General features: G+C 43.9%; 26 protein-coding genes. 13 read left to right on the top strand and 13 right to left on the bottom strand.

Annotation, left to right across the window (positions count from 1 at the left end):
• Positions 1–86: 86 nt before the first annotated feature.
• Positions 87–680, top strand: coding sequence for a YdeI family protein (locus tag MKY63_RS14790; protein WP_076098816.1), 594 nt, complete (start codon positions 87–89; stop codon positions 678–680).
• 20 nt (positions 681–700) lie between these two features.
• Here MKY63_RS14790 and MKY63_RS14785 read toward each other — a convergent pair whose 3' ends face one another.
• Positions 701–1,612: a LysR family transcriptional regulator gene (locus MKY63_RS14785; RefSeq protein ID WP_076274645.1), complete on the bottom strand. Its 912-nt coding sequence runs from the start codon at positions 1,610–1,612 to the stop codon at positions 701–703.
• Between the two features lie 135 nt (positions 1,613–1,747).
• Between MKY63_RS14785 and MKY63_RS14780 the strand changes: the two genes are divergently transcribed.
• The 7 genes from MKY63_RS14780 to MKY63_RS14750 all read left to right on the top strand — a co-directional run bounded on the left by MKY63_RS14780 (position 1,748) and on the right by MKY63_RS14750 (position 7,855).
• Positions 1,748–3,361 (top strand): carboxylesterase family protein, encoded by a 1,614-nt coding sequence (locus MKY63_RS14780; protein ID WP_076274644.1) that lies wholly within the window; start codon positions 1,748–1,750, stop codon positions 3,359–3,361.
• 44 nt (positions 3,362–3,405) lie between these two features.
• Positions 3,406–4,203, top strand: a complete 798-nt coding sequence (locus MKY63_RS14775; RefSeq protein ID WP_036685644.1) for a sulfite exporter TauE/SafE family protein — start codon at positions 3,406–3,408, stop codon at positions 4,201–4,203.
• Positions 4,204–4,400: 197 nt separating this feature from the next.
• Positions 4,401–4,898 (top strand): DedA family protein, encoded by a 498-nt coding sequence (locus MKY63_RS14770; protein ID WP_036685454.1) that lies wholly within the window; start codon positions 4,401–4,403, stop codon positions 4,896–4,898.
• A gap of 30 nt (positions 4,899–4,928) precedes the next feature.
• Positions 4,929–5,492 carry a methyltransferase domain-containing protein gene (locus MKY63_RS14765; protein WP_076274643.1) on the top strand — a complete coding sequence of 188 codons (564 nt, stop codon included), beginning with the start codon at positions 4,929–4,931 and terminating at the stop codon, positions 5,490–5,492.
• A 31-nt stretch (positions 5,493–5,523) separates the two neighbouring features.
• Complete coding sequence (locus MKY63_RS14760; protein WP_076296420.1) at positions 5,524–6,204, top strand: response regulator transcription factor; 681 nt, start codon at positions 5,524–5,526, stop codon at positions 6,202–6,204.
• A gap of 55 nt (positions 6,205–6,259) precedes the next feature.
• The gene (locus tag MKY63_RS14755) at positions 6,260–7,294 is read left to right on the top strand and encodes a HAMP domain-containing sensor histidine kinase (protein WP_143759046.1); all 1,035 of its coding nucleotides are present in this window, start codon (positions 6,260–6,262) and stop codon (positions 7,292–7,294) included.
• Between the two features lie 6 nt (positions 7,295–7,300).
• Positions 7,301–7,855, top strand: coding sequence for a methyltransferase domain-containing protein (locus tag MKY63_RS14750; RefSeq protein WP_339813538.1), 555 nt, complete (start codon positions 7,301–7,303; stop codon positions 7,853–7,855).
• Between the two features lie 181 nt (positions 7,856–8,036).
• On the opposite strand, the gene MKY63_RS14745 is transcribed toward MKY63_RS14750, so the two are convergent.
• Both MKY63_RS14745 and MKY63_RS14740 read right to left on the bottom strand, forming a co-directional pair.
• On the bottom strand, positions 8,037–8,822 hold the full coding sequence (locus MKY63_RS14745) for an RNA methyltransferase (protein WP_339813331.1): 786 nt from the start codon (positions 8,820–8,822) through the stop codon (positions 8,037–8,039).
• Positions 8,823–8,863: 41 nt separating this feature from the next.
• Positions 8,864–9,523, bottom strand: coding sequence for a TrkA family potassium uptake protein (locus MKY63_RS14740; protein WP_036685517.1), 660 nt, complete (start codon positions 9,521–9,523; stop codon positions 8,864–8,866).
• 233 nt (positions 9,524–9,756) lie between these two features.
• Between MKY63_RS14740 and MKY63_RS14735 the strand changes: the two genes are divergently transcribed.
• A complete protein-coding gene (locus MKY63_RS14735) occupies positions 9,757–9,993 on the top strand; it encodes a small acid-soluble spore protein SspI (RefSeq protein WP_036685520.1) in 237 nt (78 codons plus the stop codon).
• Between the two features lie 100 nt (positions 9,994–10,093).
• Here the strand turns inward: MKY63_RS14735 and MKY63_RS14730 are convergent, their stop codons facing one another.
• From MKY63_RS14730 to MKY63_RS14685, 10 genes are all read right to left on the bottom strand, one after another.
• A complete protein-coding gene (locus MKY63_RS14730) occupies positions 10,094–11,692 on the bottom strand; it encodes a peptide chain release factor 3 (RefSeq protein ID WP_036685523.1) in 1,599 nt (532 codons plus the stop codon).
• 556 nt (positions 11,693–12,248) lie between these two features.
• Entirely contained in the window at positions 12,249–13,799 is a 1,551-nt protein-coding gene (gene zwf, locus MKY63_RS14725) for a glucose-6-phosphate dehydrogenase (RefSeq protein ID WP_036685526.1), read from the bottom strand.
• Positions 13,800–14,004: 205 nt separating this feature from the next.
• Positions 14,005–14,820, bottom strand: coding sequence for a YwmB family TATA-box binding protein (locus MKY63_RS14720; protein ID WP_076213707.1), 816 nt, complete (start codon positions 14,818–14,820; stop codon positions 14,005–14,007).
• A gap of 192 nt (positions 14,821–15,012) precedes the next feature.
• On the bottom strand, positions 15,013–15,666 hold the full coding sequence (locus MKY63_RS14715; RefSeq protein ID WP_036685532.1) for a response regulator transcription factor: 654 nt from the start codon (positions 15,664–15,666) through the stop codon (positions 15,013–15,015).
• Between the two features lie 18 nt (positions 15,667–15,684).
• The gene (locus tag MKY63_RS14710; RefSeq protein WP_036685535.1) at positions 15,685–16,719 is read right to left on the bottom strand and encodes a sensor histidine kinase; all 1,035 of its coding nucleotides are present in this window, start codon (positions 16,717–16,719) and stop codon (positions 15,685–15,687) included.
• Positions 16,720–16,749: 30 nt separating this feature from the next.
• Entirely contained in the window at positions 16,750–17,397 is a 648-nt protein-coding gene (gene liaF / locus MKY63_RS14705; protein ID WP_036685537.1) for a cell wall-active antibiotics response protein LiaF, read from the bottom strand.
• 194 nt (positions 17,398–17,591) lie between these two features.
• A complete protein-coding gene (locus tag MKY63_RS14700) occupies positions 17,592–18,296 on the bottom strand; it encodes a PspA/IM30 family protein (protein ID WP_036685540.1) in 705 nt (234 codons plus the stop codon).
• A 3-nt stretch (positions 18,297–18,299) separates the two neighbouring features.
• Positions 18,300–18,767, bottom strand: a complete 468-nt coding sequence (locus MKY63_RS14695) for a PspC domain-containing protein (RefSeq protein ID WP_076098848.1) — start codon at positions 18,765–18,767, stop codon at positions 18,300–18,302.
• 4 nt (positions 18,768–18,771) lie between these two features.
• Complete coding sequence (locus MKY63_RS14690) at positions 18,772–19,449, bottom strand: PspA/IM30 family protein (protein WP_036685541.1); 678 nt, start codon at positions 19,447–19,449, stop codon at positions 18,772–18,774.
• A 44-nt stretch (positions 19,450–19,493) separates the two neighbouring features.
• On the bottom strand, positions 19,494–19,799 hold the full coding sequence (locus tag MKY63_RS14685; RefSeq protein WP_036685544.1) for a hypothetical protein: 306 nt from the start codon (positions 19,797–19,799) through the stop codon (positions 19,494–19,496).
• A gap of 417 nt (positions 19,800–20,216) precedes the next feature.
• On the opposite strand from MKY63_RS14685, the gene MKY63_RS14680 reads away from it, so the two are divergent.
• The 4 genes from MKY63_RS14680 to MKY63_RS14665 all read left to right on the top strand — a co-directional run bounded on the left by MKY63_RS14680 (position 20,217) and on the right by MKY63_RS14665 (position 25,266).
• Positions 20,217–20,900 (top strand): response regulator transcription factor, encoded by a 684-nt coding sequence (locus MKY63_RS14680; RefSeq protein WP_076098829.1) that lies wholly within the window; start codon positions 20,217–20,219, stop codon positions 20,898–20,900.
• Positions 20,897–21,934: a HAMP domain-containing sensor histidine kinase gene (locus MKY63_RS14675; RefSeq protein ID WP_076098830.1), complete on the top strand. Its 1,038-nt coding sequence runs from the start codon at positions 20,897–20,899 to the stop codon at positions 21,932–21,934. Before MKY63_RS14680 ends, MKY63_RS14675 begins: the two co-directional genes overlap by 4 nt.
• A gap of 102 nt (positions 21,935–22,036) precedes the next feature.
• Positions 22,037–22,735 carry an ABC transporter ATP-binding protein gene (locus tag MKY63_RS14670; protein ID WP_076098832.1) on the top strand — a complete coding sequence of 233 codons (699 nt, stop codon included), beginning with the start codon at positions 22,037–22,039 and terminating at the stop codon, positions 22,733–22,735.
• A complete protein-coding gene (locus MKY63_RS14665) occupies positions 22,732–25,266 on the top strand; it encodes an FtsX-like permease family protein (RefSeq protein ID WP_076296417.1) in 2,535 nt (844 codons plus the stop codon). The genes MKY63_RS14670 and MKY63_RS14665 overlap by 4 nt, the downstream gene beginning before the upstream one ends.
• Positions 25,267–25,277: the final 11 nt, after the last annotated feature.

Genomic DNA, 25,277 nt, shown 5'->3' with positions numbered 1-25,277 from the left:
TTGCCCATTCCCAGAAGATTACGACTGTACATTCTATAAAAAAAGTAAAATTGTATTGAAAATTATGATGAAGATGGGTGTTTTTCATGACAAATAATGTATTGAATCCTAGGGTTGATAAATTTTTAAGTAAAGCGAAACAATGGAGGGAAGAATATGAGCAGTTGAGAACGATCGTGCTTGATTGCGGGCTGACCGAAGATTATAAGTGGATGCATCCATGTTACACATTTGATGATAAAAACATAGTATTAATTCATGGATTTAAAGAATATTGTGCACTTCTCTTTCACAAAGGTGCCTTGTTACAGGATCCCAATGGGATTCTAATTCAACAAACAGAAAATGTGCAGGCAGCGCGCCAAATTCGGTTTACGAATGTGCAACAAATCGTTGAAATGGAAGCTGTTCTGAAAGCCTACATTCAAAATGCCATAGAAGTTGAAAAAGCGGGTTTGGAAGTCGAATTAAAAAAGAAAGAGGATTACCTCATTCCTGAAGAGCTTCAGACTAAATTCGCTGAACTTCCTGGCTTGAAAACTGCTTTTGAAGCCCTAACGCCTGGACGGCAAAACGCATATATTTATCATTTTTCTCAAGCCAAACAATCCAAAACCCGCGTATCCCGAATTGAAAAATTCATCCCGCAAATCCTTGAGGGCAAGGGATTAAATGATTAGCGTTGCTGACAATGAGTCAATTAAGCCTTAGGGTTAGTTGACTCATTTTTTAATTTGTCTTCTTCTAACTGCTTGTAATAATCCTCAACAAATGCCTTGAACTTTTTAGCGACATTAGTCATGTACCGGTTGGTATACCATGAGATTTCAATGGTGCGGGTGCTTATGGGTTCTTCAATGGGAAGAAGTACCACTGAGGATCCTTGAGAACCACCCCAAGTTACAGCGGGGATAAAAGAAACCCCTAGTCCCGAACGGACTAGACTGCGTACCATCGAAGGCTCATCGCATTCATAAATGATATGCGGAGCAAATCCGGCGGCGTGACAGAGAGAATCCGTCGTTTCGCGCAGCTGCTTGCCTATTTTCAAACTAATAAAGCCGTCTTCCGCGAGTTCAATTAGACGTACACTTTTGCGGGTAGCGAGCCTGTGCTCATTAGGAACCGCCAGCATGATTTCTTCCGTTAATACCGGTGTGGACGCTGTTCCTGGAATCTTGAGCGGAGTAGAAGAAATACACAAATCAAAAGCCGGATAACGTGAGATCTCCTGATCTTGCTGCAATAGCTTGAATTGAGCTTCCGGGTACTTCTGACGAAATAATGTGATCATATCCGGAAGCAAATAGGAACCCGCTTGGATAAAAATCACCACAGTTCCTGTCGGTCTCTCAGACAAGTCCAATAGCTCTGTTTTCCCCTCCTCTAACGTTTGTAGGGCTGAATCAACTTTTACAAGAAACCGCTTCCCATATTCATTTAATCGAATGTATTTTCCTGTGCGATCAAACAATTTGACGTTTAATTCGTCCTCAAGATTTTTGATCATTTTACTTATAGCAGGCTGTGAGATTTGGAGTATTTCGGCTGCCCGGGTCATATTCTCAAGCTTTGCAACCGTTTGAAAGTACCGAAGCGAAAGTAAATCCAACGAAACCACCCTCTTCTATAACCTTAGAGTTATGTATTTTATATATAATAATATATTTTTCATCATCATAGCAGAACACTATAATAAAGAGAATTAAAAATACATAAGAATCTGCAGGAGAAAGGGGAACTATAAATGAGCACACGAGAACCAATGGAAGAAATTATTACAGTCTCCAGCGGTCAGCTTAAGGGCACACGTCTGCCAGAACTTGGGGCGATTGCATGGTTAGGGATTCCTTATGCGGAACCCCCTATAGATAAGCTCAGATGGAAGGCACCACGTGAGATAGAACCTTGGACAGGTGTATTGCCTGCAAGCCATTTTAATAATAGCGGTGTCCAATTCATTCAAGGGGACCCTGGCGGCAGTGAAGATTGCCTCTTTTTGAATATTTGGCGACCGGATCATGCCGAGGCAGGCTTACCCGTATTCGTCTTCCTCCACGGCGGCGGAAATATTGGGGGTTCGGGACGGGATTTTCAAGGTGGAGAATTGGCGTGTAAGACAAATAGTATAGTGGTTACAGTGAACTACCGTTTAGGACCAATGGGATTTTTCCGGCATCCCTCACTCCGAACCGGGGACCCCTTGGATGACTCGGGAAATTACGGTCTCCTCGATGTTCTTCATGCGCTAAAATGGCTGCACAAAAACATTGTTTGCTTTGGGGGGAATCCAGGAAATATAACATTAGGGGGCCAGTCTGCAGGTGCAAGAAATGCATTAGCTGCTTACCTTTCCCCGCTGGGCAGAGGGCTCTTTCATAAGCTCTTTATTATGAGCGGAGGTTTAACAACGGCTGCTACGAAGCAAAGCGAAGAAAAAGCAGACGACATTTTAACGGAGTTATTAATAAAAACAGGAATAGCCAGCACTCAAGATGAGGCGCGAGTATGGATTTCCACACAATCTGCGGATAAGATTTCCGACTTCCTATATCGTCAGAATGCCTTTCACTTTGTCGAAATCATTCGGGAGACTGGGCTTCAGATGGCTGCTTTTCCTCATTTGATCGAAGACGGCACGGTCATTCCTATTGGTGGCTTCGACAATCTAAATAACCGCGATCACCCTTCCCTGCCGATCATCCTAGGCAGCACTGCCAGCGAATTCTCCGAGTTCACTTTATGGGATACTCATTTCTTCTCCCTAGTGCAAAATGAAGAGTTAGCCGGAAATGTGGAAGAAAAGAAGCTCTATGAAGCATCAGTCCAATATGGGAGCGATCTGTATGCAGAATTTAATGTAGAGCAGACTACAGAGATATTTTTAACCGCAATTCCAGAGATGCCGATTTATGCTTACCGATTCGCCTGGGGGTTAAGAGACGGAGTGATCGATCCTTACATCCGTTTTCTTATTGGTGCCCCGCATGGTGCAGACATCCCCTTCTATACAGGTGACTTTTCCGGTGTCCAGGAAAGATTCCCTGCGGGAGTAATTTCCGAGCATAACGAGCCTGGGCGTAACATGCTTTCTTCCCTAATGAGGGACTATTTACGGCATTTCTTATATACCGGTAATCCTAATGCTGAGGGACAACCTACTTGGCAACGATACACCCCTAATCCCCGGTCTGCGGAAATTCTCTGGTTAGATGCTAGCCTGGATCAAACTATTGTTCAATCCGTCTGCAAACTTGTAAAAAAAGATATCCTGTCCCAAATGGACAATGATCCCCGTTTAGCAGCAGAACAGCGCATTTGGCTAAAAAACAATTTATTTGCGGGACGTTTTTTCTGGTAAGATAAATGATTGTAGAATTCACGCAGAGGAAGGAACATGCTGTTGTGCTAACTTACTTACTGCTCTTAGTCATCGGGCTAGCAGCTGGCATTTCCGGTTCATTGGTCGGACTTGGCGGCGGGTTCATCGTTGTGCCTGCGTTGGCTTTCCTTTTTCCTGATATGGAGCCTTCACATCTGGCTGGAACATCAATGGCGATGCTGCTTTTCAACTCCATCTCAAGCACTTATGTGTATGCAAAGCAGAAGAGAATCGATTATCAAGCAGCGCTCACCTTTGCCGCCGTCTCGATTCCGGGTTCAGTAATAGGTGCACTCTTTACCAAGCAAATGGGCGGGAGAATGTTTTTCGTAAGCTTCGGGATTTTCTTAATCCTTGTCGCTTTATTGCTCTTGTTCAAGCCGAACAAACCCTTCCATTGGCCTTTCAAACCAACCGTAAAGCGAAGCTTTTCCGATAATAGCGGTGCTCATTTCGAATATGCTTATCATATGCCTACCGGCATAATCATTAGTTTTCTTGTTGGCTTTGTAGCAAGCCTATTTGGGATTGGCGGCGGGAGTCTTATGGTTCCGACAATGACCTTACTCCTCGGCTTTGCCCCCCATATCGCTGTTGCAACTTCTATGCTTCAAATTTTCCTGTCAGCTATCGTAAGCACCACAACACATGCCTTTTTATTGAATGTTGAATGGTTTATGGTGTTAGCCCTAGCACCTGGCGCAATTATCGGCGGTCAAATTGGCGCACGACTGGCAAAACGCCTTCCTGCCAAGCTGCTTCTAAAGCTATTAGCCGTTTTTCTCATCATCGTTTCGCTTCGTTTGATGATGAAAGGTTAGGTCATTATGTAAAAAGTCCTGATGGATCATGAGTTTCTTGATCCTCAGGACTTTTTTATTGTGACTGTGGGAGTGATTCCTTGGCTAATTCTATCGAATTGTAAGTCTCTTCAGGATTTCTTTAGAATTCCCCCACCTAATTCCTCAGTTTTTTTAGTTAAGATTTCTGTATTGAAGTAAGCGAAGGAGGCGGCATATTGGCCAGTAATACCATTTTAGAGCTAATCAATCAGTATGGTTATCTGATTTTTTATCTTGCTTTCACGCTAGGCCCTTTTGGAATTCCAATTCCTAATGAAATTACGATCCTCACCGGAGCTACCCTAAGCCACATGGGGATTATCAATTTCTGGATGACTTATTTCTGCATTTTGTCAGGGTTATTAACGGCCTTTACGGTTGCCTACTTTGCAGGTAAATTCTTTGGGCAAAAGCTGAAGTGCAAATTTGAAGCTAATAGACATTTTAAAAAAGCAGAGCAGATTCTAAAAAAACGAGGGCGTACAGCTATGTATATCGGCATGTTTATTCCAGTTGTACGTTACATCATTCCCATGTTGATCGGGCTCAGCGGTACAAGCTATAAACGATTCGCCCTTATTTCATATCCCAGTGCTTTAAGTTGGACCTTACTGTTCTTTTTTGTAGGAACATACTTTGGAGATCACATCCTATCAAAATTAATAAACATCTAAATTAATTCTAAAATTATGGAGGAATTCCAAATGAGCTTCAATGAAAAACTCTTATTTTTAAGAAGTTTTATTCATGATCCAAAACAGGTAGGCAGTGTTACCCCGAGTTCCCGGTTTCTGGCACACAGCATGGTTAACCAAGCCTCTTGGCATGAAGTTAAAGCAGTCGCTGAACTTGGATCAGGTACAGGTGCAATCACCCGTGTAATCAATACTAAGGTAACTAGTACAACGAAAGTGTTACTATTTGAGATGGATAAAACCATGAGGCATAACCTGAAGACAAACTATCCGGATTTCTCCTGTTATCATAATGCTGCTAGTTTAGTAGAATCAATTAAAAGTTCACATATTCATCAGTTAGATTGTATTTTTAGTGGGCTGCCCTTTTTCAATTTTGAGCCCGAATTAAGAAGTACATTGGTTGAACAGATCTACCAATCCCTTAAACCTGAGGGATTATTTATCGCCTTTCAGTATTCACTTCAAATGAAGAAGCAACTCTCCGAATATTTTAATATTGATACAATAAAATATGTGCCATTTAATTTCCCTCCCGCTTTCGTCTACGTCTGTCGTAAAAGGGAAACATAATAAAATAAATATAGAAGAGGGGCAGCGTCCATTGAATACAATTCTTGTTGCAGATGATGATTCTGAAATTCGAGATGTGATTCATGTTTACTTAAGGAATGAAGGTTACCATGTGCTTGAAGCCGCAGATGGTCAAGAAGCGTTGAGTACAATACAAACAACACCCATTCAACTGGTTATCCTAGATGTGATGATGCCTCAAATGGATGGTATCACAGCCTGTCTCAAAATTAGGGCAATATCAAATATCCCAATTATTATGCTCTCAGCCAAGCAAGAGGACATTGATAAAATCACAGGTCTAACTACCGGGGCAGATGATTACATGATCAAACCGTTTAATCCACTGGAACTACTGGCCCGTGTAAAAGCTCAGTTACGGCGCCAGTCCTTAATTGGAAAGGAAGAATTCAACTCTCTGCTTATAATTAAAAACCTGATCATAGATAAAAGTAAACATTCCGTAAAGTTAAATGGAATTGAAGTTTCATTAACTCCACTAGAGTTTGCGATTTTAACCCTGCTTGCAAGCCGGCCTGGGCAAGTTTATAGTTCGGAGCAAATTTACGAGAGTGTATGGAAAGAGCCTTACGGATATTCTGACAATACCGTAATGGTTCATATTCGTAACTTAAGAGAAAAATTAGAGGAAAATCCAAGAGAACCTCTGTATATTAAGACAGTCTGGGGAGTTGGTTACAAAGTTGATTAAAACCATACGAAATCTACAAATAAATAAACGCATTCAGTCCAATATTTTAATCAGGATGGTGTTGAGTTTCATAATTACCATTGCGATAAATACCTCACTTAGCATCTTGTTCTTTCATTTTGGAAATGCAACAAAATTGGATTGGGTGTTCAATTTTCTTGCCTACCTTCTTACTCCGATGTTTTTCATTATTTTCGTTATTACATTTTTTACATTGACCCGGCGAATCGTCAAAGATTTAATTGCGCTGGAACAAGGACTTCAAATTATATCCGAAGGTGATTTGAGTTATCGGGTAAATGTTGTTCGCCAAGATGAACTAGGACTGGTGGCTTTGAACATCAACCGGATGGCAGAGCGCTTAGAGCAACAGATCATCAAGGAACGCGAAATAGAAAAATCCAAGATGGAGATGATCACGGGGATTTCACACGACTTACGCACCCCTCTTACAAGTATTATCGGGTATATTGAGCTTTTACGTACAGAATCGTACCAAGATAAAAAAGAATATACACGTTTTATTCAAAACACCTATAACAAGGCGCTTCATTTGAAGAAACTCCTCGATGATTTGTTTGAATATACCCGACTTAATTCGGCTGACTCCCGTTTAAATCTGGAGAGAATCGATTTGTCGCAGCTTTTGAATCAATTGCTATTCGAATTCGAACCGATCGCTCAAGAAAACAATGTCCACCTTATAAAAGATATAGATAAGAGTCCAATCATCACCTTAATCGACAGTGAGAAAATAGCCAGAGCCATAGATAATCTACTTATGAACGCCTTAAAATATTCCATCAGCCCGGGAAGCATTAGCATACGAATTACAACCGATTCTGAACACTGTACCATTGAGATTGAAAATAAAGGGACTCCCCTCTCACAGGATCAAGAAAACCGTCTATTTGAACGATTTTATAAGGTTGACCACTCAAGAAAAAGTCAGGGAATTCAAACCGGGGCAGGACTTGGTCTTTCGATAGCTAGGAATATTGCTGAGTTGCACAAGGGTACTTTAACGCTTAAACACACTCATGACGTCTTCACATTCCAACTGAGATTGCCTTTCGGAGAGGATTACTAATTGATTATGTCTGAATACTTACTTTTCTTACAAGGCTTCCTCAAAGATCCAAAGCGGGTAGGAAATATTCTACCCAGTTCACCATTATTAGCCGATAAAATAGTTCAGTCTGTACAATGGCATAATGTAAATGCCGTTGCAGAGCTTGGAGCTGGTACAGGTGCTATTACACGTCTCATGACATCACAATTAAAGAATTCTACAAAAGTGCTTTTGTTTGAGCGGAATAAAAAAATGAGAGAACACTTAAAAGCAATTTATCCGGAATGCATTTTCCATTCCAACGCCAGCTACTTACTCAAGAAATTGAATCAGGAAGGCATCCGTGAGTTAGATTGCATAATTTGCGGATTACCATTTTTTAATTTTTCAATTGAAATGCGTGACAAAATTATACATCAGATTGTTAAGTCACTTAAACCAGGCGGAATTTTAGTTGCATATCAGCACTCGCTGCACATGAAAAAAAGATGGGCTAAACAACTACTTATTGAGAAAATTGAATTTGTGCCTTACACTTTCCCTCCAACATTCGTATATATTTGTCGTAAAAAAGAATGACAGATGAATATTCGGAAAACAGTAATTTCTAAAGAATGTATAAGTATTGAGAATGGAAATGACCAGGCCAATATGCAGCCAATACTGTTGCAGGATTATAAAAAAGTCCTGATGATCAAGATTATCTTGATCATCAGGACTGGATTTAGTGTGAGAAAACTACGTTACAAACGGTGACAATTTATCCCCGCTGTCTCATGCCCTCAAACAGCAAAATCGTCGCCGCCATTGCGGCGTTCAGCGATTCCGCACGGCCTGCCATCGGGATGATGATACTCTTGTCCACGAGACGCGCCGTTTCCGGTGAGATGCCTTTACCCTCGCTGCCAATCAGCAGCCACTGGGTGCCGTGGAAATCGTGCTCATAGCACGATTGTTCGCCCTGCAGCGAAGTGCTCACCAGCAGCGCCTCATTTTCCCGGGCCTGTGGCAAAATCTCACTTAACTCTCCCTCCACCACCGGAAGATGGAACATCGAGCCCATCGTGGACCGGATGGTCTTTGGATTATAGAGGTCGGCACAGCCTTGTCCGAGGATCACGCCGTCTGCTCCCGCTGCATCCGCGCTGCGGATAATGGTGCCGACATTGCCGGGATCCTGCACGCCGTCCAGCACAACCACGAGGCTATCCTTCTTCGCTAGGATAGCTTCTACAGCCTGCTGTTCCTTCCGCACGATGGCAAACACCGGCTGCGGCGTATTGGTGCTGCTGCATTTTGAGATGATTGCCGCCGAGACGCCAATTACTTCCATACCCTGAACGGCCTGAAGCAGCCCCTTAAGTTCAGCTGGCATTCCCTTGTCGAGGTCATAAGCAAGGCATTCCACATCTGCTTCAGCTAGCAGTGCTTCCTGAACCAGATGAACGCCCTCTACGATATATTTACGAGCCTTGTCACGGTGCTTTTTCTCCTGTAACCCGGCCCACTCTTTAACCCGCGTATTTTGCGGAGACATGATTTCCATAAAGTCTTCCTTTCTTCTGCCTTGCCATTTATTCTTTGTTCCTACTGATACGCCATCTCCAGCTTCGTCAAATTATCCTTATGCCCAACAATAACAAGGATATCGCCATCGATCAGGCGATCCTCTGCACGGGGAGAGATGTTCATTTCTTCACCTTGGCGGATGGCCATTACGTTGCAGCCAAATCTTGCGCGGATGTCGAGCTCCTGTAGATTTTTTCCGAGCATCGGTCCGGATACCTTCATATCCAGAATACTGTAGTCCGGCGACAGCTCAATATAATCCAATATATTAGGCGAAGCAAGATGATGCGCAACCCGCATTCCCATATCCCGTTCAGGATAAATCACCTTGTCCGCACCAATTTTGCTTAATACTTTGCCGTGCAGTTCACCTTTGGCTTTTGCCAGAATTGCAGGCACACCCAGGTCTTTTAGGATAAGTGTTGTCAGGATGCTAGCTTGTATGTCCTCGCCAATGGCTACAACCACCACATCAAAATTGCGAATACCAAGGGCACGCAGCGCCTCCTCATCCGTGGAATCTGCAGATACGGCATGAGTTACAATACTTGAAATTTCCTGTGTTCGCTGCTCGTCAGCATCAATCGCAAGTACATCAAACCCCATGCCGCTGAGCGCCTTAGCAACACTAGATCCGAAACGCCCCATACCGATGACGGCATATTGTTTTTTGGCCATGTCTATGTACCTCCCGTAGCATTCTATATCTCAAACAGTATAGCATAAGCCAAGAAGAAACGTCATTGCCGTCCTTATGGATGGCAACCGTTTCTCGTAGAAATGTAAGGATAATGTATAGTGTTAAACTTATACTATCTTATATTTGGACAAAAACTTGAATTTCCAGCACCTTTGCAGGGCACATTATAACGAGGTCAATATCACTATATTTTCAAAAAAGGAGGTACATTATGCCCGTTACCATTGACTTGCGCCAGGCGATTCTTCATAAAGTGCACGGTCAATCTGAAGAGGATTTACGTCATATGATTGAAGGCTCTGTGGACGGTCCGGAGGCAGCACTCCCGGGGCTTGGCGCCGTGTTCGAAATGATCTGGAAGGATTTAGACCCCGCTAAGCAAGATAGGTTGGTTACCATGCTGCATGATCATCTGGAGACCATTACCCCTGGGAATATCACATCGTAAAATGACCGCAACTAGTCAAAAACCTCCGCTCACCATGGTGTAACTTCACCTATGGAGGCGGAGGTTTTATTATAACATTCAGCAAGTTATAGCGTCCTAATTATAGTAATGCTTTTGGAGCCATTTCCAGGAATTTAGCTGTCGGGTTCTTATCCATCGCTGTCCGCATAGCATATTCGTTCTCGAACAACACGACAAAATTGCCCTTCTTATCCGTCACCAGCGTTGAGTTGATTCTGAATTTGCTCGCATCCGGCTTAGTATCATCTACGATCCAACGTGCAAACTGGTATGGCATTCTCTGCAACTGAACATCCACACCATATTCACCCTTCATGCGGTACTCAAACACTTCAAACTGCAGTTGTCCAACTACACCAAGCAAAATATCGTCAAAGTTGACCGTGCGGAACACCTGGATCATGCCCTCTTCAGTCAGCTGATCGACACCCTTCTGGAACTGCTTCGATTTCAACGCATTTTTAATACTCACTTTAGCAAAAATCTCTGGTGAGAACGTTGGCAGCTCATCGAATTCCATATCACCTGCTTGGCTCAAGGTATCACCAATTCTAAAAATACCTGGATCAAACAACCCGATGATATCTCCCGGATAAGCTTCCTCTACGATATCGCGGTCTTGCGCCAAAAATTGCTGTGGTTGCGCCAGCTTGATATCTTTACCGGCACGTACATGCTTCACGCTCATACCCCGTTCGAATTTCCCGGACACAATACGCAGGAAAGCAATCCGGTCACGGTGAGCCGGGTTCATGTTCGCTTGAATTTTGAACACATAACCAGTGAATTTCTCATTCGTTGGTTCTACTACCCCTGTAGTACTGCGGCGTGGTTCAGGCTTCGGTGCCAGATCCAAGAAATTATCGAGGAAAGTCTGTACGCCAAAATTGTTGATCGCACTGCCAAAGAACACAGGTGTGAGTTCACCACTTAATACTTTTTCATAGTCAAAAGCATCGCCTGCTACATCCAGCAGCTCCAGATCCTGACACAGTTGATCATGCAGATACTCTCCAGCCATTTCACGAATGATTGGATCACGGTATCCGTCAACCTTTTGAACCTTGATTATGGAGTGATCGTCACCTTGGAACAGCTCTACCTGATTTTTCATCCGGTCATATACGCCGCATAGCTCACGTCCACTACCGATCGGCCAGTTCATTGGCACAGAACGAATACCAAGAACCTGCTCCAGCTCTTCCATCAGATCAAACGGGCTACGTCCTTCACGGTCCAGCTTGTTAATAAAGGTGAAAATCGGAATGCCCCGTTTAGCACATACCTGAAACAGTTTGGTAGTTTGGGCTTCCACACCTTTTGCCACGTCAATAAGCATGACCGCACTATCCGCTGCAGTTAGGGTACGATAGGTGTCCTCACTGAAGTCTTGGTGACCCGGTGTATCCAAAATGTTCACGCGATGATTCAAATAATCAAACTGCATTACGGAAGACGTTACAGAAATCCCCCGCTGCTTCTCAATTTCCATCCAGTCACTCGTCGCATGTTTATTCGCTTTACGGGCCTTAACCGTTCCCGCCAGACGGATCGCGCCACCGAATAACAGCAGTTTCTCCGTTAAAGTTGTTTTACCCGCATCCGGGTGGGAAATGATCGCAAAGGTTCTGCGTCTATCCACTTCCTTTTGCAGCTTCTGATCTATTGCTTTGTTCATTACACATATCCCTTCATATATAAAATTCCTGCTTCTGCTTCAATTACACTGGGGTTCATCAAATCGGTGCTCTGCTCATTGTTCATACCCCTTCATTTCTGAATGAATAGCTCTTAGGTCTAGCTCCAGTCCGCTTCAAGTGAAAGCATCCTCTAAAGTATATCAAAATCCGGCAGACATTATCTACTAAAAAGCGCGTGCCGCAAAATATCTCCCGAATGGTCTGGATTATGATCCCCACATATCATTGCTCAAAAAAATAGATGTATTTCCTACAGTTACTTGAAGTATTAGCATTTTCATTAGCCTTTAGTTGCATTTGATGCAATTAAAATTAAGTTGTGCACGCTTTTCCGCCTTATCCGGTGATTATAGTTGCAGAAAATACATCTAAAAGACTAATCATAACGAGATAAGCGATTTTAATTGTACAAAGTGCAGTTATTAGAAAAGTGCCCAGATCCCCCAAACACCGTCTGAAGTCCAATCTTTTAGATCTTAGCATTACAAAAAATCTCCCTGCATCCTCTGCAGGGAGATAGCATTAACTCAAGGTTTAGTTATTCTTCAGCCAAACCACATTATCTTCATCTTGGCCGTTTACAGGCCACCAATGGAAACCTTCTTTAGCAAGCAGTTCATCTGCTTCCACTGGACCCCAAGAGCCAGCAGGATAAGAAGATAAGTCGCTAGACTCTTCGCTCCATGCTTTTGCAATACGATCCACGAACGACCATGCCGAGGATACCTCATCCCAACGAGTGAAATAAGTTGAATCTCCGCGTGCCGCATCATGTAGCAAGCGCTCATATGCTTCCGGAGAATTGATTCCAACCAGGCAGCTCTGACAGAAGTCCATAGCCAGCGGTTGAATCTCAGACTCGGAACCCGGTTTCTTGGCATTAATCTTTACGTAAATGCCTTCCATTGGGTTCACACGGATTACAAGGAGGTTAGGCTCAAGTTTATGCTTTTGTCCCAAATAAACGTTGGTTGGCATACCTTTGAACTCAACTACCACTTCCGTCGTCTTCACCGGGAGACGTTTACCTGTACGGATGTAGAAAGGAACTCCAGCCCAGCGGAAGTTATCTACAAATACACGGGCAGCAAAATACGTCTCTGTATTCGACTCAGGATCAACCTTATCTTCCTGACGGTAAGCAGGAAGGGTTTTGCCTTGGTGTAAGCCTTGAATATATTGTGCTCTTACGACATTCTCACGAACCTCATCAGATGTCGCATAAGGACGAAGGGAACGAAGTACCTTCACTTTCTCATCACGAATATCTTCTGCGAGCAGACGGCTTGGTGGTTCCATAGCAATCATAGTCAGTAGTTGCAGTATATGATTCTGGCCCATGTCCCGTAAGGCTCCCGCATGGTCATAGTAACCACCGCGTTCTTCTACACCTACGGTTTCGCCAAGTGTAATTTGAATATTGGCAATATGTTTATTATTCCAGAGCGGTTCGAAAAAAGCATTAGCAAAACGAATCACTTCGATATTCTGTACCATTTCTTTACCAAGATAGTGGTCAATCCGGTAAATTTCCTCTTCTTTGAAGACCTGACGAATCTGTTCGTTCAGCTGTTCAGCCGACTCCAGATTATAGCCAAAAGGCTTCTCAATTACGAGGCGATTCCAACCCGTACTATCCAGCATCCCGCCAGCTTTAAGGTTGAAGGAGACACTGCCGAATAATTCAGGCGCCAGCGCAAGATAGAACATCCGATTGCCCGGAATACTGAATTTCTCTTCAAGAACTTCAGTTTGTGCTCTTAGCTCGCGGAAACCATCAATATTGTTTATGTCCAGAGATTTGTATTCGAAATGCTGTACAAATTCATTCCATTCGCTCTCTTCTCCCGCTTTGTAACGGCAGAATTCAAGGATGGATTCCTTCACATCACTTCTAAATTCTTCCTGAGTACGCGGGCGCCGCGCCACGCCAATTACCGCAAAATCTTGTGCCAGCTTACCTTCACGGTACAAGCTGTAAATCGCCGGGAAAAGCTTACGCCGGGCTAAGTCTCCGGTTGCCCCAAAGATAAAAAAGACAGCACCGGGTGTGTGCAGTGCATCAAGGGTTTGATTTTCAGCCATGGCTCCTCATCTTTCTGTATGTAATATAGTTTATTGACATGCTCAGCGTCGATACTAACATAAGGTGAATAACGACGTTATGTCATTTTAGCATATTCCTAAAAAGGATGCTATCACATTCCTGACAAATACTCTCGGGATTTCGCAAATTTCAATTAATATTTCTTATTATTAACTAAACCTGCGCTTATATAAGAGAAAAATGTCAATATTCGATGGTTATTAAAGGAAAGCCTATAGTTACGCGGTTTGTCCCCTTCTGATCTTCATGATGCACTGCGATTTGGGCAGAAACTGACTGATTTCCACTCATCACAGAGCGATTCAAATTAGGAATCGAGTACGTACGGCTAACCGTTGAGATATCCTTGTAGCTTTCTCCTCCGGTCACAGCTTCAAACCGGTCATGCATCAATGACTCCGTCTGTGCTAGAACTTTTTCAGGTGCTCCCTGTTCTTGCGCGCTTCCTTGAAGGGATACATTCCATTCGGCCTTAATTTTATTCTGTTCAAGAATCATACTTACTTCACGAGCAGCCGCTTGAAAGCCAGCTTCATTTTGCAGATCAGCCGTATCTAACGTTACAATCACATAACTGTTTCCTGCACTAAGCTCACTCCAAAATAAGGAGAGCCGCGATTCATATGGTTTTACAGCTTCTGTACGATAAGTCATATGTCCATCTTCCTCAGTACCTGCCGGTACAGTCAATCCGAGGTTTGTACTTAGCTTAGCAACTTCGGCAGACAGGTCCGCGTAATCGCTGCTTTCTCCCTGCCACTTTAACACTAGACGCAGCGGTGAATCAGAAACGGTTGTTTCTTTTCCGAGATCTATTAAACTCACAAGAGCATGATTCAGTTCGGCTCCTATTGAAGCTTGGTTAACGCCCTCATCAGGAACGGTTGAATTCGCTTTAACACTTTGCAGATTAACTAGCAGAGCCGCAGCGCAGCACACGATTATCATTATTAAAAAAGTCCCTTTTTTTGTTCCGTTGTTCAGCTTCATCTTCCGCATATGTCATTCTCCCTTCGAACCTCTCTAGCAATCTACTAGACAGTATGTTCGAATTAGGAGATTCTATACCTGAAATATTCCCACAAAGAGAGGGATTTGTTTCAATGCGTACTCAGATACTTTGTGGAGGCCCCAAAACTACTTTCTTATATTATAAAAAAAGACTGAAGCAGAGGCTTCAGTCCTTTGTTGTTATTCAGCTAGTCCATTTTTATATGCATAAATTGCTGCTTGGGTCCGGTCTTCCACGCCCAGCTTCGCGAGAATATTCGTTACATGAAATTTCACAGTTTTGATTCCAATAATTAGTTGATCAGCAATATCCTGATTCGATTTACCCTGCGCCAACAGACGTAATACTTCCATCTCGCGCTCCGTAAGCTCTTTATAAGCAGGTGATTCTCCTTTTGCATTGTTTCGAAAACGGTTCATCATTTTAGAGGCCACCTGTGACTCGAGCACGGACTGTCCTCTTGCCGCAGCGCGGATCGCATCCGCCACTTCACTAGCCCGCGAAGTCTTCAGCAGATAACTAAAGGCACCCGCTTCAATAACAGGATACATCTTTTCATCATCCAAATAGCTTGTAAGAACAATAACTTTGATCTCTGGGTATTGCTTCATCAGCTGTTTAGTCGTTTCTATGCCATCCATCCCATCCATTACGAGATCCATTAAGACCACATCGGGATTGTACTCTTGAGCCAGCCGAATACCTTCTTCTCCACTTCCAGCCTCACCTACGACCTCAATTCCATCCTCGGTACCTAAAACAGCTGCTAGCCCGATCCGTACCATCTCATGATCATCTACGAGTAGTACTTTAATTGCTTCCTCCATCTCCATGGTTACTCTTTCCTCCTATTATTCATTGACTAACGGAACGGTAATTTCAATACGCATCCCTTTACCCGGAGCGGTAATGAACTGAATGGAGCCTCCGATTTCATTAATCCGCTCCTGCATGTTCGACAAACCATAGGAAGCTTGTTTGGTGTCGTCCATCTCAAAGCCGATCCCATCATCACGCAACGTCAAGCGAACTGTATCTCCCCGTCTATGCAGCCGGATTTCTATTTTTTCTGCTTTCGCATGACGAAGTGTATTAGAAATCGCCTCTTGGACGATACGGAACAAGTGATTCTCTACCCCTTTTAACAGCTGCACATCAGGGTCCATCTCAAATACAATTTCGATCGGTACCTTGACCTTAAGCTCCTTGATCAATTCCTGCAGACCTTGTTCGAGTCCCTTTCCTTCCAAATAAACAGGTCTCAAATGCAGCAGCAACGCCCTCATCTCCGATTGGGCTACGGCAGACATTTCTTCTATAAGCGCAATTTGCCGCTGGGCTTTATCGAAATCTTTCTCCAACGTCCGGCCTACCGCCGTGGCAGTCATGGAGATTGCAAATAGCTGCTGGGAAACAGCGTCGTGCAGTTCACGCGCAAGTCGCTGCCGTTCCTCCATAATAGCAGATACCCGCGCCTGCTCCGCAAGCTTCGCGTTATTCGTGGACAACCGCTGCAGCGTCGTCACTTGATTCTCCCATTTGCCGCTAATCCGGCCAAGCTGTTCTCCGAGCCTTCCCAGCTCATCATCACCTAGATCCGGCATGGACAGCGTCAAATTTCCCTTTTCCCATAATACGAGGGTCTGCCTAAGACGTTCCAACTGTCGCTTCACACGGAAGCTCTGATAAAAGCCATAACCAATCCCAAAACCCATAGGCAGAAGAATTAGGGTAACGGCTGTCCGCACGCCAAATTTCCAGCTTTCAAAAGGCTTCAAATAGCCATATGTATACATGACATACATTATCACAAGCAGCATGACAAAAGAGAACAGAGCCCCCTCACCCATGCTGCGTGATATCATGTTTTTGTTCTTTTTTTCCATACGGGGACTCTCCCTTCTCTATCAAGCTTATCAGGATAAACGTACATCTAGATCTCCCATTAAATAAGAAACACTAAATTTCACTTTGTATTCACTGCTGTCATAATTGGCTGATTTCCAATTCAGACGGTTTAACATTCCTGTATCCCGCTGGTTGCCGAATTCAATGGACCCGAAGAGAACAAAAGCTTCAATTTCCACGCCGTAATCATCGGACAGGTTAATGTCCATATCGCCAAAAATCCCTTGAAACAGCATGACCGTTTCCTTATGATCCGCCATAGCTAATGAAAGATCCACATCGGCCTCACCCAGTACATGCCAAGAGCTAAGGCTGTGCATCACCCAAGGTGAGCGGTCCCAGTCAAATCTGGATGAAAAGTTCTGCTTCTGCATAAACCCTTCCTTGCGCTGCACTCTTTTGGATTTGGTGAAAAACATCCCAAGTGAGATTAAGCAAATCCCCAGCACGAGCACCAAATGGTCCAGCAAAAGCAATACAGCACCTATCCCGAGCAGTTTATAGCCCTGCTTTACTTTGCCTGATGTCGTACGGTAGACGCCCAGCAGCAGGAACAGAAGCGCGACAATGGAGAAAAAGCCGAGCCATCTACCAAAAATCATCATGCAGCCAACAGCAATCAGTCCGATGGCAATCAAACGGTTTCGTTTATCCATTTCGCACCTCCTAAAAGTTTTGCGAAGCAAAACTCATTTTATAATATCGGATAGATATCCGTCACTATGAGGAATATTATCACCGTTAAATATTATAGCTAGCCGCTATAAAAGCCATATCGGTATGGAGATCCATACCGTATGGCTTCTTCTTGTCCAGCATATCATATCCGTCCAAGTTTTAGGAACAGGATTTATTGTTCTTTTTTGTTTAGAGAAGGAGCCGCAGGTGTATCATTCAGCTTGTTTTTCAGTAGCGCCAATTGCTCATCCACTTTCAGTTGCTTCTCAACATCAACGGGTTTGCTATAAGCAGCGGATGGGCTGTAAGGTGCACGCATTACATCTGCTTCAGCCTCAAGCTGCATAATTTTCTCTTCCATCCGGTGGAATCCGAGTGATGCACTGCCACTTTCAATGGAATGTACACTGCTGATTTGCGACATTTGTTTTTTGGCTTTAGCCATTTGAGCACGGGATACAAGCTCGTTACGTTTGTTGCGCAGCTTGTAGAACTCATCCTTCATGTCATGCAGTTGTTGCACCAATTCCTTAGCGTGTACTTCAGCCTGTGCGTGAAGATCACTGTATTCCACTTGCTTTTGGTCAAAGTAGATTTTTTCTTCCAACAGCTTGCGAGTTACTTCTTCTTGGCCATTTTTCAGTGCCAGTTCAGCTTGTGATCCACGTTGTGCAGACATTTTTGCTGCTTCTTCCACACGTTGCTTCATACGGCGTTCGTTAGCCATTTGTTTAGCAACTGTTACTTCCGCTTCGTGAATCTCAGCCTCCATATCGCGCAGATATTGGTTAAGCATTACGATTGGGTCCTCTACCTTATCCAACAAGTCATTTACCGACGCTTTAGTCATATCTTTAATTCTTTGAAATACTCCCATGATTTACAATTCCCCTTTCTCATATTTAGACAGTTTTTGTTTGAGTTCTTCTACTTCTTTTTGCAAAGCCTTCTTCTCAATATCCTTCATCATCGCATCCAAACCGGAGTCCGGTGCGGAATAAGCGTTGTTCTTCTCAAAATTAGGATTGTAATTTGGCTGGCGTCCATAAGGTCCATATCCGCCAGTAGCTTGTGGTCCGTGTCCATGTTCCGGTCTGCCTGAGTAGGGTCCGCCGTATGGGCCACCCGGTGCCCCAGGCCCTGCTCCAAAAGGATTATAATGCGTCGGTTCCTTAGGAATGACCATTGCTGCAATGAAGTATACCGGAATCACCGCACCACCTGTGAACGGAATGCTGACCAGTAATAGAATCCGGAATAACGTGGAATCAATACCGAGTGTCTCAGATAATCCACCTGCAAGACCCGTCATCACTTTATCTCTAGTTGAACGATACAATCGACTCATAGCGTTACTCCTTTCCACCATTGTTCAGTTTCTCCTTTAGGCGAGCCATTTCTCTTTCGAGTACGGTCGCTACGGTCTCACCCGCTTGCACCGCATATTCCTGTCCCATGCGCCGCAAATCACGCAAGCTCTTTGCTTCTAATTCCCAATCCGACATCTGATCCTCCAGACGTCCGAACATTTTGGGAACATCACCACCATTGCCATAAGCACTGGCTCTTTGATTCATCCGTTGCTGCAATCGCAGCGACTCCATTCGTGCCGAATAATACTGACGTTTGCTGTACACCGTTTGATACTCTATTTTCAGCTCATTCAGCTGTGCTTCAAGTTCAAACAAGGATTGCTTGCTCTGTTCTAACAGCCCGCTGTATTGCTCCAGTTTTTCCTCGTGAATGATCTTTTCTTGTAAAGCCAGCTTCGCGAGATGATCCTCGCCTGCTTTCAGTGCCAACAACGCCTGTTCTTCACGTTTGTTTCTCATGGCAGTTGCTTGGTTCACTTGCTGCTGCAATTGCTTCGTGTGGGAAGCATATTGCTGGTACAGCCTTTCAGCTTCACTGATTTCCTCACGGGTTGAATGTAGAAATTGATCAATTAGTTTCACGGGATCTTGGCTTTGCTCCAGACGTTCATTTAGATTAGCTACAGTAATATCCCTCATGCGACGAAAAACACTCATGATCTCCTGCTCCCTCCCTGCTTCTTGTTTAAGTACATTGCTTCTTAATAAGTACCATTATTACTTCTGCCCTTTAATGCTGATACGCCCCAGACGATCAACGCCACTCCTAGAAGTGGTCCAATGATCCAGGAAAGCTTCGCGATCAGGGACATCACACCAATGAACATCAGCACCCAACCGATAATCTTGCGTCCGCTCTTAATCCCGTAGTACCCGAGAACAACCAGCAATACCGGGAAAAGTAATCTGAACATTCCGTGGATCAGAGGAAGCGCAATGCCGAGCAGCATAACCGCACCAATCACAATCAGTACAACCGCTAATCCGTTTCCTTGTCTTCTTTGCATTTTTTCTCACCGCCTTTCGTTGTCCTTAACCTTATAGCCTTATTCTAGGGTAAATCGCAGACTTTCAAAACAGACCAACGACGGTTTTTCGTACTGGACCTTAGTCGAGGTAGCTGTACGACTACAGACCACTGTTGGGCTAGTTGTAGGTCATAACCAACCTTTTCACATATAAAAAGGGGATGCGCCCCCATCGAAAATTGAAAGGACACCACCCTACATAGGTGATGTCCTTTTGAACTTTCCTTTATGGTTTAACTATGTGGCTCTTTATCAAAAAACCTCGCTCCGTAATCTTTCAATAATAGTATTCTTAGATATGAAGCCCACTTTCAAGTGCCTACTAAATAAAAATCTCGCTTTCGAATAAATCCCGAGAATGTATAATGATCAAATAAGAAACAAAGGAGAATTACTATGAACATACTGATCGTTGAGGACGACCGTAGTTTAAATAAAGGGATCGCTCTCACTCTTTCTCAAAACAATGTTGTGATCCATCAAGCCTACGATATTGCCGCGGCGGAGCATATCTTCGCAGTTAACCCTATTGATCTCATCATTCTGGACATCAATCTGCCAGACGGCAGTGGGCTGGATTATTGCGAGCAACTTCGCAAGACCTCACGCGTACCCATTATTTTCCTCACCGCCAATGATATGGAGTCCGACATTATCACCGGTTTTGCATTGGGGGGCGATGACTATATCACCAAACCATTCAGCCTAATGGTGCTTCGCGCCAGAGTAATGGCAGTACTCAGAAGAACGGAATCGCAAGGGACTGGAAAAATAACATTGGGTCCGTTAGAACTCGATTTTGAGAAACTGGAGTACAGCAAAAACAAACAATCGCTCCAGCTGAGCAAAACTGAGCAAAAGCTGCTGCGGCTGCTGGTGACGAATACGGGCAATATTTTGACCCGAGAACAGCTGATAGACAAGATCTGGAGCAAGGATGCCGAATTTGTGGATGAAAACGCATTGACAGTAGCCATCAAACGGCTGCGTGCTAAACTTGAGGATGACCCGGCAGCGCCCAAATATATCAAGACCATCTACGGACTTGGATACATGTGGACTGAAGGGCAAAAACCATGAAAACCAATAGCCCACCTGCTAATTTCAAGCAAATTCATAGGCTCTTTTTACTGATCATCCTTATACTAGTAGCCTGTTTTATCGGCAGTATAATGTTTCTGTACGGGTTCGACCCCACTCTGCTCCAACTGACTTCTCTATTCATCATCTGTCTATTAGCAACAGGAGCCGTATGGGTCTGGTTATGGAACCGCCAGATCGCAAACTATATACAGACCTTGGATACAGCGATTGAGCGGGCTATACATGACCAGCCGCCACTCACTAACTATGAAGAAACCGCTCTGTCTTCGATGGAACATAAACTAAAGCGGTATATAGGGATGGCTAAGGCGAATGAACGAAATATTCAAACTGAGAAAAACAAAATAAAAGAGCTGATCTCGGATATCTCCCATCAAACCAAGACCCCCCTCTCTAATATCATGGTATTCAGTCAGTTGCTGGAAGAGATGCCCGGACTAAATGAGAATGTCCGGCACTACATACAGCATATTAAAGCGCAGTCAGATAAGTTGGATTGGCTGATCCAGTCTCTAATCAAATTATCACGTTTGGAAACAGGAATGATCTCCCTACAGCAGATTGAGGCGAAACCGCTCATACAAACTCTGACGCAGGCTTTATCCCAGATTTATGCACAAGCGGAAAACAAACAAATTACGATCAATATTGACTGCGGGACACACATCTTAGCCTGCCACGATGTCAAATGGACTAGTGAAGCACTATTCAACCTGCTCGAGAATGCTGTGAAGTACACGCCGCATAGCGGACAAATCTCCGTTCTTGCTGAAAGCAATGAGATGTTCACCTGTATTCACCTTACCGATACTGGGCTTGGAATCCCCAGCGAAGAAATCCCTCACATCTTTAAGCGGTTTTACCGAGGAAAGCAAGCGTGTGAATTCGAGGGGGTCGGCATCGGGTTGTTTTTGTCCAGAGAGATTATCACGGCGCAAGGCGGCCATATCAACGTCATTTCTGAAACTGGAAAAGGTACAACTTTCTCTGTTTACCTGCCCCAGCGCTGAAATAGAATGTGTCATTATGGTCAGAATTCAGACACTCTCCTGTCAGATTGATTTGCTACCCTTAAATTATGGACAAACAGATCTCATTGGAGGGGAAGAGTTATGCCGATTCTACAGACTGAAAATTTAAAAAAACACTATGGAAAGGTGGGCTCAAGCGTTAAGGCTTTGGACGGCATATCACTGTCAGTGGATAAAGGGGAGTTTGTCGCCATTGTCGGCACTAGCGGCAGCGGCAAAAGCACCCTTCTTCATATGCTTGGCGGATTAGATCGGGCAACAGAGGGCAAGGTTTACGTGGACGGGAATGATATTTTTGCGATGAGTGATGAGAAGCTGACCATTTTTCGGCGCAGATCGGTTGGGTTTGTTTTTCAGAACTATAATTTGGTACCCATACTAAATGTGCGGGAGAATATTGTGCTGCCCATTGAACTGGACGGTGGCAAAGTTGACGAAACTTATCTTGATCTGATCATCCGCACTTTAGGCTTGCAGGAAAAGATGAATACTCTACCTTCTAATCTGTCTGGCGGACAGCAGCAACGGGTGGCAATAGCCAGAGCATTGGCGACCAAACCTTCAATCATCTTAGCAGATGAACCTACAGGTAATCTGGACAGCAAAACAAGCCAAGAAGTGCTGATTTTACTTAAACAGATGAGCGAAAAATTCAACCAAACCATTGTGATGATCACACACAATGAACAAATCGCTCAAACTGCTGACCGTATTATCCGTATTGAAGATGGCATCATTTTCACTGGACAACCCCGTAGCTCCGGAGTGAGCCAGCCATGATCAGCACGAATAACCATAAGACTATTGCTACTTTAGCCAAAAAAAGCCTCAAAGCCAACCGTGCTCGCAATTTCACTATCATCTGTGCCATCGTACTGACTACGCTTTTGATCACCACCGTGTTTACCTTGGCGCTCAGTATTAACAAATCGATGCAACGCGCACAAATGCAGACTACTGGCAGCGATTATCATGGAAGCTTCAAATATCTGAATCCTGCCGAGTTGGAGAAGCTGAAGAATCACCCATCCATCAAAGAGTATGGCGTTTTTCTTAAGGTTGGCGATATAAGCACCAGTCTGTTCAAGAATAACCGGGTAGAGGTCCTTCGAATTGACGAGAATTATGCCAAACACGGATTTATCAACTTTATAGCTGGCGGACTGCCCTCCCAAGAGAATGAAATCGTCCTAAATACTTGGGCGCTTGACTTGCTTGGAGCAAAACATGAGTTAGGCCAGACTGTGAAGCTGGATATAGACATTGGTGAAAAAGTCATAAGCCAAGACTTTAAGCTCTCCGGGTATTACGAAACCGATCAAAATTTGGCGATGTCAGGATTAGCTTTTGTATCCGAAGCATTTACACAGAAGAACATTTCCCATATTGACCCGGATATCTCTGAGGCAACGGGTTCTTATGTAAACACCGCAGGTCTAGGGGTGATGTTTAACAATTCTTATAATATTGAACAGAAGGTACAAAAGATTTTGACGGACACCGGCCTGGATGTACCTTATGGTGTCAATCCGGCTTATACAAGTGTGTCTCTCTCCGATAATCTAATGAATATCATTCCTTATGCAGTTGTCATTCTTATCACCATGCTGAGCGGCTATTTACTAATCTACAATATCTTTTTTATTTCCGTCGTGCGGGATGTCAAATTTTATGGCCTGCTAAAGACCATCGGTACCACACCCCGACAACTAAAAAAGATCATCTCCATTCAGGCCCGCTCACTTTATCTAGTCGCATTGCCTTTTGGATTGGGGTTGGGATATCTGCTAGGTCTGCTGATTCTCCCTATGACCTCCTCATTTTTAAACGGTTCTACTGATAATGTCTATTCTGCTAGCCCGTGGATATTTATTGGTGCAGCAGCATTCTCGTTTATGACCGTATGGATCGCCGCAAGCAAACCGGGCCGGATGGCTTCGCGAACCTCGCCGGTAGAGGCTGTAAAATTTGCCGGAGTCAGCAGCGGCGGAAAACGGAACGCCAAAAAATCAAAACATGGCGCAAAACTTCACAACATGGCGTTCTCCAACCTGTTCAGAAGCAAAAAGAAGCTGATCCTGATGCTCTCTTCACTCTCCTTGAGTATCATCTTGTTCAGTACCATTTTCACAGTAATTTCCTCACTGGATGTGAACAAATATCTGGCTTCCTTTATCTCCGGTGATTTTTTGGTTCAGAATGAAGTGTTAGTCAGTATTACAGGGCCTCGAGACGGTGATCCATACAAGCTTTCAGAGGATTTCGCCAACAATCTAAGTAAAATTGACGGTGTAGAAAGTGTTGATAAGGTTTACCACAGATATGTTCCATCTCCTGTCGATGATGCTGTCCGGGCTATTTTGGAGCCAATGGCAGCTGCTGATCCACATCCCTATCTTCTCTCCACTTTAGATAAGAGGGGGGTGATCTACAATAATTTATATGGATTAGATCCGGGCTGGTTTGATCTTGTGGACAAGGATATTATTGAAGGGGAGTTTAACAGGCAGAAGTTTGCTTCAGGAAAATATGCGGTCATAGCTGAGGCCATGTTTATAGAAGAAGATAGCTACCGCGCCTATTATCATCCTGGAGATACAGTCACTTTCGAGAAGTCGGGTAAATCTTATGAAGTGATGGCAGTAGTAAAAAATGATGCAGTATATGCTGCCACAACAAAATCTTTCTCTTTGTTAGGGTACAACGTCTTCCTCCCTGCTTCGGAGCTGCAGAAGGAAATGCCGCAAGGTACAGATCCAGCCAATATTGTTTCAGCCACACTACATGTCGATCCAGCTAAAATGGATTTAGTAGAACAAGCAGCCAAGGCTCTAACAGATTCGACAAATGAATTATCCTTGAAATCCAGGGAGGATTATAAAGATGAGCTCGGTGGATTCATTCGCATTTTTCAAACCGTGGGGTATGGGCTCAGCCTGGTCATTGCTCTAATCGGGGTGCTGAATTATATCAACACTGTACTCACCGGGGTAGTCTCACGCCGCAATGAATTTGCCATGCTGGAGAGTATTGGCATGACCAAAAAGCAGCTAAAACGTATGCTGATCCTTGAAGGATTATACACCGTTTTGCTAACCGTCCTCATAACCTCAACATTAGGTGTATTGCTGACCTATAACCTTTCCAAAAGCATCACGGAAAATATGGCCTTTATGGTATTTCAGATGAGTTGGCTGCCGTTTATCCTCACCGTTCCTATTTTGTTAATTCTCGCTTACACAGTGACACTGAGAGCCTATAAAACGTTATCCCAAGCATCCATAGTGGAACGGCTGAGAGAAGCCGAGTAATGTAAGACACA

This window comes from Paenibacillus sp. FSL R7-0189, assembly GCF_037969925.1.
Classification (GTDB): Bacteria; Bacillota; Bacilli; order Paenibacillales; family Paenibacillaceae; genus Paenibacillus_AQ; species Paenibacillus_AQ odorifer.
Note: the sequence above shows the minus strand (reverse complement) of the source record. Positions and strands in the feature narration are given on the sequence as shown.

What these genes read in the sequence shown, in the direction of transcription:
- MKY63_RS14790 (WP_076098816.1), top strand. Translation starts at nt 87, where the DNA reads ATGACAAATAATGTATTGAATCCTAGGGTTGATAAATTTTTAAGTAAA.
- MKY63_RS14780 (WP_076274644.1), top strand. Translation starts at nt 1,748, where the DNA reads ATGAGCACACGAGAACCAATGGAAGAAATTATTACAGTCTCCAGCGGT.
- MKY63_RS14765 (WP_076274643.1), top strand. Translation starts at nt 4,929, where the DNA reads ATGAGCTTCAATGAAAAACTCTTATTTTTAAGAAGTTTTATTCATGAT.
- MKY63_RS14755 (WP_143759046.1), top strand. Translation starts at nt 6,260, where the DNA reads ATGGTGTTGAGTTTCATAATTACCATTGCGATAAATACCTCACTTAGC.
- MKY63_RS14750 (WP_339813538.1), top strand. Translation starts at nt 7,301, where the DNA reads ATGTCTGAATACTTACTTTTCTTACAAGGCTTCCTCAAAGATCCAAAG.
- MKY63_RS14745 (WP_339813331.1), bottom strand. Translation starts at nt 8,822, where the DNA reads ATGGAAATCATGTCTCCGCAAAATACGCGGGTTAAAGAGTGGGCCGGG.
- MKY63_RS14740 (WP_036685517.1), bottom strand. Translation starts at nt 9,523, where the DNA reads ATGGCCAAAAAACAATATGCCGTCATCGGTATGGGGCGTTTCGGATCT.
- MKY63_RS14735 (WP_036685520.1), top strand. Translation starts at nt 9,757, where the DNA reads ATGCCCGTTACCATTGACTTGCGCCAGGCGATTCTTCATAAAGTGCAC.
- MKY63_RS14730 (WP_036685523.1), bottom strand. Translation starts at nt 11,692, where the DNA reads ATGAACAAAGCAATAGATCAGAAGCTGCAAAAGGAAGTGGATAGACGC.
- zwf (WP_036685526.1), bottom strand. Translation starts at nt 13,799, where the DNA reads ATGGCTGAAAATCAAACCCTTGATGCACTGCACACACCCGGTGCTGTC.
- MKY63_RS14720 (WP_076213707.1), bottom strand. Translation starts at nt 14,820, where the DNA reads ATGCGGAAGATGAAGCTGAACAACGGAACAAAAAAAGGGACTTTTTTA.
- MKY63_RS14715 (WP_036685532.1), bottom strand. Translation starts at nt 15,666, where the DNA reads ATGGAGATGGAGGAAGCAATTAAAGTACTACTCGTAGATGATCATGAG.
- MKY63_RS14710 (WP_036685535.1), bottom strand. Translation starts at nt 16,719, where the DNA reads ATGGAAAAAAAGAACAAAAACATGATATCACGCAGCATGGGTGAGGGG.
- liaF (WP_036685537.1), bottom strand. Translation starts at nt 17,397, where the DNA reads ATGGATAAACGAAACCGTTTGATTGCCATCGGACTGATTGCTGTTGGC.
- MKY63_RS14700 (WP_036685540.1), bottom strand. Translation starts at nt 18,296, where the DNA reads ATGGGAGTATTTCAAAGAATTAAAGATATGACTAAAGCGTCGGTAAAT.
- MKY63_RS14695 (WP_076098848.1), bottom strand. Translation starts at nt 18,767, where the DNA reads ATGAGTCGATTGTATCGTTCAACTAGAGATAAAGTGATGACGGGTCTT.
- MKY63_RS14690 (WP_036685541.1), bottom strand. Translation starts at nt 19,449, where the DNA reads ATGAGTGTTTTTCGTCGCATGAGGGATATTACTGTAGCTAATCTAAAT.
- MKY63_RS14685 (WP_036685544.1), bottom strand. Translation starts at nt 19,799, where the DNA reads ATGCAAAGAAGACAAGGAAACGGATTAGCGGTTGTACTGATTGTGATT.
- MKY63_RS14680 (WP_076098829.1), top strand. Translation starts at nt 20,217, where the DNA reads ATGAACATACTGATCGTTGAGGACGACCGTAGTTTAAATAAAGGGATC.
- MKY63_RS14675 (WP_076098830.1), top strand. Translation starts at nt 20,897, where the DNA reads ATGAAAACCAATAGCCCACCTGCTAATTTCAAGCAAATTCATAGGCTC.
- MKY63_RS14670 (WP_076098832.1), top strand. Translation starts at nt 22,037, where the DNA reads ATGCCGATTCTACAGACTGAAAATTTAAAAAAACACTATGGAAAGGTG.
- MKY63_RS14665 (WP_076296417.1), top strand. Translation starts at nt 22,732, where the DNA reads ATGATCAGCACGAATAACCATAAGACTATTGCTACTTTAGCCAAAAAA.